Here is a 6,122-nt window from a genome sequence, read left to right as displayed (position 1 = left end):
TGCATGACCGTCACGGCCGCGACTTCCCGTTTATAAACCAGCCGCCGCAGCACATCTGGCGCGAGATACGCCAGCCGCAACTGGCGGCTGACATGGCGTTCCGCCAGCCCAACGGCTTCGGCCAGCTCCTGGATCGTGCTGAACTCGCCTGCCTCAAAGCGCCGCCGCCAGCCCCATGCTCGGCCGATGGCGCGGAGGACATGCGGGTCCTGCGTCTGGTCCTCGCTGGGCAGATAATTGGCGGGCGGCATGATCTTCGGCCGCCCGTTCTTCTTGCGCACGTTGAGCGGGATCAGCACGCGGATCGTGTCATTGGCGTTCGTCATTCGGCGGCCTCGAGATTGCGCGGGGCGACCATCTCACGGATGACGCCCGCGATCCCTTCACGCCGGATGTCCACCTCAAGACCTGCAGCGGTAACGGTGACGCGCCGGACGAGAAGCTGGATTATCCGTGCCTGCTCGGTCGGGAACAGTTGCGCCCAGAGCGCATTGAAATCATGAAGTGCTGCGATAGCGTCGGCCTCGGAAATTGCGCCATTTTCCGTCTTCAGGGCCACGAGCACCTGCGACACGACCTCTGGCGTCTGTAGAATGCGCCGAACCTCGGTCACGACAGCATCCTCGACCATTCCAGCGGCGAGCCGCATTGGCGCGGTTTCTTCACCTGTCTCGCGGTTCCGGATCACGTCCATCGACACATAGTAGCGATAAAGCTTCGCGCCTTTTTTCGTGCTGGTCGGCGTCATGGCCGCGCCGGTGTCGCTGAAGATCAACCCTTTCAGGAGCGCGGGTGTCCTCGAACGGCTGTTGTTGGCCCGTTTGCGCGGGCTTTCCTTGAGGATTGCGTGGACTTGATCCCAGAGCGCCTCGTCTATGATGGCGTCATGCTCGCCGGGGTAGGCCTTGCCCTTGTGGACGGCCTCACCGCGATAAACACGGTTGTTCAGGAGCCGGTAGAGGTAGCCTTTGTCGATCAGCGTTCCCTGCTTGTTGCGGAAGCCGTCGCGGCGAAGTTCGCGTGCCAAAACCGTGGCGGAGCCGAGCTCAACAAACCGTTCGAAGATGCGTCGGACCGATGAGGCCTCTGCGTCGTTCACCAACAGTTTGCGATCCTGCACATCGTAGCCGAGGGGCACATAGCCCCCCATCCAGATCCCGCGCTTGCGTGATGCAGCCACCTTGTCGCGGATGCGCTCACCGATGACCTCACGTTCGAACTGGGCGAAGCTGAGCAGGATGTTCAGCGTGAGCCGCCCCATCGACGTAGTGGTGTTGAACGACTGCGTGACCGACACGAAGGTGACACCGTTGCGGTCAAAGACCTCGACCAACTTGGAAAAGTCCATAAGCGAGCGCGACAGGCGGTCGATCTTGTAAACCACAACCACGTCGACCAGACCATCGTCGATGTCGGCAAGCAACTGCTTGAGCCCGGGACGTTCGAGGTTGCCGCCAGAAAATCCACCATCGTCATAGCGGTCGCGGGTGGCCACCCATCCCTCGGACTTCTGACTGGCGATATAGGCCTCACAGGCCTCTCGCTGCGCGTCGAGGGTGTTGAACTCCATCTCGAGCCCTTCTTCGGTCGACTTACGCGTGTAGATGGCGCAGCGCAGACGACGGTTGGGGCGGGTGTTAATGTCCATCATGCTTCCTCCTGCTTGCGTTCACGCAGCCCGAAAAAGCGATACCCATTCCAGCGCGTCCCGGTGATGGCGCGGGCCACGGCCGAGAGTGATTTGTATTTGCGGCCCTGCCAGTCAAAGCCGTCCTTCAGCACTGTGACGGTATGCTCGGCGCTGTCCCATTCGCGCAGGAGTTTCGTTCCGACCACAGGATTGCGGGGATCGGCGATCTGATGTTTGCGCCGGGCATGGCCTTCAACCTCGTCGGCAAGCAGATCCAGCATGCGGCGGGTCTCACGGTCAGGTCCGCCGTAGGTCAGTTCCTGAAGCCGATAGGCGATCCGCAGTTCGAGAAACGCCCGGCTGTTGTTCGGTGCCGAGGTACCGAGGAGCTTTTCCCATTCGGCTTTCAGATCCTTGACCGACATGGTCTTCAAAGCGGCCAGGCGGGCCAGGACGGTTTGATCCATCGCTCGGTCTTGCCCAGGTTTTGTAGGGGTTATCTTATTGTGATGTTTCATCAATTCCTCCGATGCGGATACGTTTTGTACGACGACCACCGCTCTTTCGGGGCGAGAAGTCCACAAAACTGTCTCCGCCTTCGGCAGATAAAGAACTGGCGTTTTCGGCGTTCAGGCGAATGACGCCAGCTGCCAGAATGCGAGCGATTTCTTCGAGGCGCGCGTCCGCTGACATGCGCTCAGGACAAAGGGGATTGGGACCCGAAACCGGGCCTGACGTGATGCTGGGCATGGCAACTTTTCGCGATTGGAATGATGCCATGAATGTATCGCAAAATCAGAAAATCACAAGAAATTCAATAATTTGCGGACAGCATCGACCTGCGCGTAGAGCCGCGTATTTCTGCGCAATGACTGTGCGGCCGTAGGGGGCGCCAATTGGAAGCACAGAGCCGAATCAGCCTGAGCGACCATCCATGAATTTGTCGAATGTATCGATGGTCTGTTCTTCTTCCAGCTCGGCCATCTCCCAGCGGGATGGAGCGCGGTCAGGATAAAGCAGCAGCGAGATCGTCATCTGGTCGTTGCGGGGCGAGAACACCGTCATTTCATGGACGGGTTCAGATCCCAACCAGACACCTGCCGGGTGGAGGTGACCATGGCGACCAGTATCCCAGTCCACCTCCTGCGCGGCCAAGGAGGCGGCTGGCATCTCGGTCACGGTTTGCCGCGCCCTGTAGAAGACGCCGGATTTCAGCAAAGGCTCGCTGGACCATGCCCAGTCGATGAACCCCTCCTTGCCAACCACGATCATCGCCCGCTTGTCGGTGATGGTCATCCATTTCAGGATCGCCGCCGTGAGCGACACGGCATAGCGGTCCGCCAGATCGGTCATTACGTCGATGTCGATGGGGCGGTCCTTGATCTGGGCTCGGAAGTCGTCGAGTGGCATCAGCAGATAGGAGGCAAAGGTATTGGCCTCTCCTTCGATCCTGTCCCGGCCCTCATCCCAGTCGGCCATGTTTCGGTTGGTACACTCGAGGCCGTTGGGATTGGTCTGGCGGTGCAATAGGTAATGGCCCAGTTCATGGGCCAGCGTGAAGTTCCGCCGCCCCGGCGAGCGGATGGTCTCATTGTAGAGGATACCCCACTCGCCGGATCCGTTGGGGTGCGGCATCAGCATGCCTTCCACGCCTTTAGAAAGCTCCAGCCCGCCGACCATTGTGATCGGTGCGTCCGGAAAAACCTGTCGTGAGAAATCCTTCGCCAGCGCCGCCACATCGATGGGAAACCGCGGCAGCCCATGAGCCGCCTGATGCAGCGACAGGATCTGCGTAAGGCGGATTGCCCAACCCTGTGGCGTCATGGGCAGGCTCAATCCTTCTTTCCCCACATATCGATCATCTGATTGATCTTCGCCTGGTCGTCCGGGTCGAGCTTGCTGAATTTACGGAAGAAGGCCTCCTTCAGAACTGCGTCTCCGGGTTCCTCGCTTTCGTCCAGCAGATAGTCGGTAGTGACCTCGAGGGCCTGAGCGATCCGGGTCAGTTTTTCACCGGACGGCTTTCGTGCGTCGCGGTTTTCCAACTCCCAAATATAGCTCTTGCTCGAGTCGGTCAGGTCCGCGAGCTTGTCGAGGGAGTATCCCTTTTCCTGGCGGTGGCGCTTGATCTTGGCGCCGAGGGACGTGGTCATCGTATCATCCTTGTTTTCCTTGGTTTCAGGAAGCTTGTTCGGTATGCCGAACAAAATCGTGCCGCGCAAGTAGACATGGCGGTTTGTTCGGTATATGTCGAACAGCATCGTATCGCTTTGCGCCAATTCCATCCTCCTCCTGGCCAGAAAGGGCTCCCATGACTGCCATCGCCGCCTTCCTCCGAAAAACCCCTGTCATCCGACTGCAAGACTACTTCACCGCTGCCGGGTTCACTTCCCTCCCGCCGGTCGATTGGACCAAGCCCGAGTCGGAGATCGTCGAGCCCCTGATCAAGGCTGTAGACGACATGAGTGATGACGAAAAACAGCGTGTTATCATGAATGCCGGTCAGGTTGCCGCCCTAGCCGACGAGCCCGGCCAGAACGCCCTGCAGAATGTCGTTATTGACCGGGCAGTGTTCGGGACACTGGAGGGGGCGAACAACCGGTCGCTTTGGGTGTTTCTGAATGAACCGGACCAGTTCCGTAAGGCGGAGGAGGTCCGCTACAATGATGAGCGCCGCCGGGGCCGGTCCTGGAACGGCTTTGAAGTGGAAAAAGACCGCGCCGTTCGCCGGGATGCAGTATCGGTTGCTGCTTTCACCAAGGCGATCCGTGACCGCTTCGCGACGCCGCATGTGCATGTCGACGTTTTCGACCGCCACCGCGTTATCCTCGATGATCAGGAATGCGATCTCGTACAGGTCGCAGTTTATCGCGAGGGGCGGCCGGAAGACATGCTTGGTTTCGACGCGAACAGCACGTTGTCGCGCCGTATCGTGAAGCCGGTGTTCGAGGCGGCGCTAACCTATGAGGCCGACACTGGTGTCATCGAGGTGGTGGCTAATACGCTGGACGACCGAAAGGATCTGACCTCATTCATGGCGCGCGACCTTCTCGGGATCGATTTCGATGAAAAACATATCCCTTTGCGTGAATATAACCTCAGCATGCTGCTGAAGCCTTTCGATTTCCCGACCGATCTTGAGGACGGGATCATGGGCGTCACCGTGAAAGAATTGCGTTTCATGGAAGTAGGCGAACGCAATGAACGGATCACGCTCGAATCCATGTCGGGCGCGGACCGGTCGATTTGGGACATGGCCGAACAGCGGATCGGTTTGAACATCGGTGGCGCAGGGGGTGTTTTACCGATCACGACAGTGGCTCCAGAATGGATCATTACGCGTGCGCGCTTCACAATCAAATTTCACCCGGGCCCGGGCGGCGGCCGGGGGAAATCCCTGACGCTGACCGTGACCATGCCGCATGTCAGGATGTGCGGTAGTAGCGGATGTCGGACTGTCAGAGGGAGGTGCGAGCTTGTCGCGACATCACCGCAAGGGAACGTGGGTCGGCCGCTCGGTATCGAAGAAGAGAGAGACATGCTCGTTAGAGGATTTCCCTTCATTCTTTCGCAGAGCTCGCTACGTGAGCCCCTGCGCGCAGATGTCGGATCTTGCGACCGACGTTTAACACCACCATCGCGTGGAGATTCTGAGACAAACCCAACAAGATCGGAGGGCTCGTTGTCCCCCGCGCCAACGCCACCGACCCCTGACGCGCCAACGCCACCAACCCCTGACGCGCCAACACCACCGACCCCTGACGCGCCAACGCCACCAACCCCTGACGCGCCAACACCACCGACCCCTGACACGCCAACGCCACCAACCCCTGACGTGCCAACGCCACCAACCCCTGACGCGCCAACGCCACCAACCTCTGGTAGCGGCAACGGCAATGGAAACTCCAGCAACACTAATGGCAATAGTGGCAACAGCAACGGAAATGGGGCTTCTGGCAGCGCGGGCAACCAAGGGAATGGCCCCCGCGGCGGCACCGGCGACCCTGCCACCGGCGGCAAGAAGGGCAACGGAAACTCCAGCAACACTAATGGCAACAGTGGTAACAGCAACGGAAATGGGCGTTCTACCAGCGGCGGCAATCAAGGGAATGGCAACAGCGGTGCAGGAGTTGGTAACTAGGCAGCACACCCATTAATTCCTGTTCAATGGCATAGGTTTGTGATTCATTTCGTCCAAACAACGGGCGGGAGGATGTAAGTGGCGCGATCAGACATGAGCGATCTGGAATGGGAATTCATCAAAGCTGTCTTGCCTAACAAAACGCGCGGCAAGAAGCGGGTAGATGACCGCCGCGTGATCAACGGCATTTTCTACGTCCTGCGCACCGGCATCCCTTGGGCCGATCTGCCCAGCGAATACGGCCCACCGACAACGGTCTACAACCGCTTCAATCGGTGGAGCTATGCGGGCCACTGGGACCGGATCATGGACGCCATCGCCGACGCGCATAACGTGGACACAGTGATGGTC

Annotated in this window: 8 protein-coding genes; 2 read left to right on the top strand and 6 right to left on the bottom strand. The window is 59.4% G+C overall.

The annotated features are described in order from the left end of the window. The 6 genes from LC354_RS25785 to LC354_RS25760 form a co-directional block, all read right to left on the bottom strand. A partial coding sequence (locus tag LC354_RS25785; RefSeq protein WP_223428826.1) for a hypothetical protein occupies positions 1–326 on the bottom strand: 326 nt, incomplete at its 3' end. Further along, positions 323–1,651, bottom strand: a complete 1,329-nt coding sequence (locus LC354_RS25780) for a recombinase family protein (protein ID WP_223428825.1) — start codon at positions 1,649–1,651, stop codon at positions 323–325. The genes LC354_RS25785 and LC354_RS25780, both read right to left, overlap by 4 nt. After that, complete coding sequence (locus LC354_RS25775; protein ID WP_223428824.1) at positions 1,648–2,097, bottom strand: DUF2924 domain-containing protein; 450 nt, start codon at positions 2,095–2,097, stop codon at positions 1,648–1,650. The genes LC354_RS25780 and LC354_RS25775 overlap by 4 nt, the downstream gene beginning before the upstream one ends. Before the next feature lie 34 nt (positions 2,098–2,131). After that, positions 2,132–2,410, bottom strand: a complete 279-nt coding sequence (locus LC354_RS25770; RefSeq protein ID WP_223428823.1) for a hypothetical protein — start codon at positions 2,408–2,410, stop codon at positions 2,132–2,134. Positions 2,411–2,545: 135 nt separating this feature from the next. Continuing rightward, the gene (locus tag LC354_RS25765; protein WP_223428822.1) at positions 2,546–3,454 is read right to left on the bottom strand and encodes an ImmA/IrrE family metallo-endopeptidase; all 909 of its coding nucleotides are present in this window, start codon (positions 3,452–3,454) and stop codon (positions 2,546–2,548) included. 8 nt (positions 3,455–3,462) lie between these two features. Then, on the bottom strand, positions 3,463–3,915 hold the full coding sequence (locus tag LC354_RS25760) for a helix-turn-helix domain-containing protein (RefSeq protein ID WP_223428821.1): 453 nt from the start codon (positions 3,913–3,915) through the stop codon (positions 3,463–3,465). Positions 3,916–3,941: 26 nt separating this feature from the next. Here LC354_RS25760 and LC354_RS25755 point away from each other — a divergent pair, with 26 nt between their 5' ends. Next, entirely contained in the window at positions 3,942–5,771 is a 1,830-nt protein-coding gene (locus LC354_RS25755; protein WP_223428820.1) for a hypothetical protein, read from the top strand. A 93-nt stretch (positions 5,772–5,864) separates the two neighbouring features. Then, positions 5,865–6,122: transposase (locus tag LC354_RS25750; protein ID WP_263289429.1), on the top strand; the 258-nt coding region annotated here is incomplete at its 3' end.

The sequence above is a fragment of the Tateyamaria pelophila genome, assembly GCF_019966495.1.
In the GTDB taxonomy this organism is placed as follows: domain Bacteria; phylum Pseudomonadota; class Alphaproteobacteria; order Rhodobacterales; family Rhodobacteraceae; genus Tateyamaria; species Tateyamaria pelophila.
This window is presented reverse-complemented; position numbering and strand designations above follow the sequence as displayed.

Coding starts and splice junctions, on each gene's coding strand:
- LC354_RS25755 (WP_223428820.1), top strand. CDS start 3,942: ATGACTGCCATCGCCGCCTTCCTCCGAAAAACCCCTGTCATCCGACTG.
- LC354_RS25780 (WP_223428825.1), bottom strand. CDS start 1,651: ATGATGGACATTAACACCCGCCCCAACCGTCGTCTGCGCTGCGCCATC.
- LC354_RS25765 (WP_223428822.1), bottom strand. CDS start 3,454: ATGACGCCACAGGGTTGGGCAATCCGCCTTACGCAGATCCTGTCGCTG.
- LC354_RS25770 (WP_223428823.1), bottom strand. CDS start 2,410: ATGGCATCATTCCAATCGCGAAAAGTTGCCATGCCCAGCATCACGTCA.
- LC354_RS25760 (WP_223428821.1), bottom strand. CDS start 3,915: ATGGAATTGGCGCAAAGCGATACGATGCTGTTCGACATATACCGAACA.
- LC354_RS25775 (WP_223428824.1), bottom strand. CDS start 2,097: ATGGATCAAACCGTCCTGGCCCGCCTGGCCGCTTTGAAGACCATGTCG.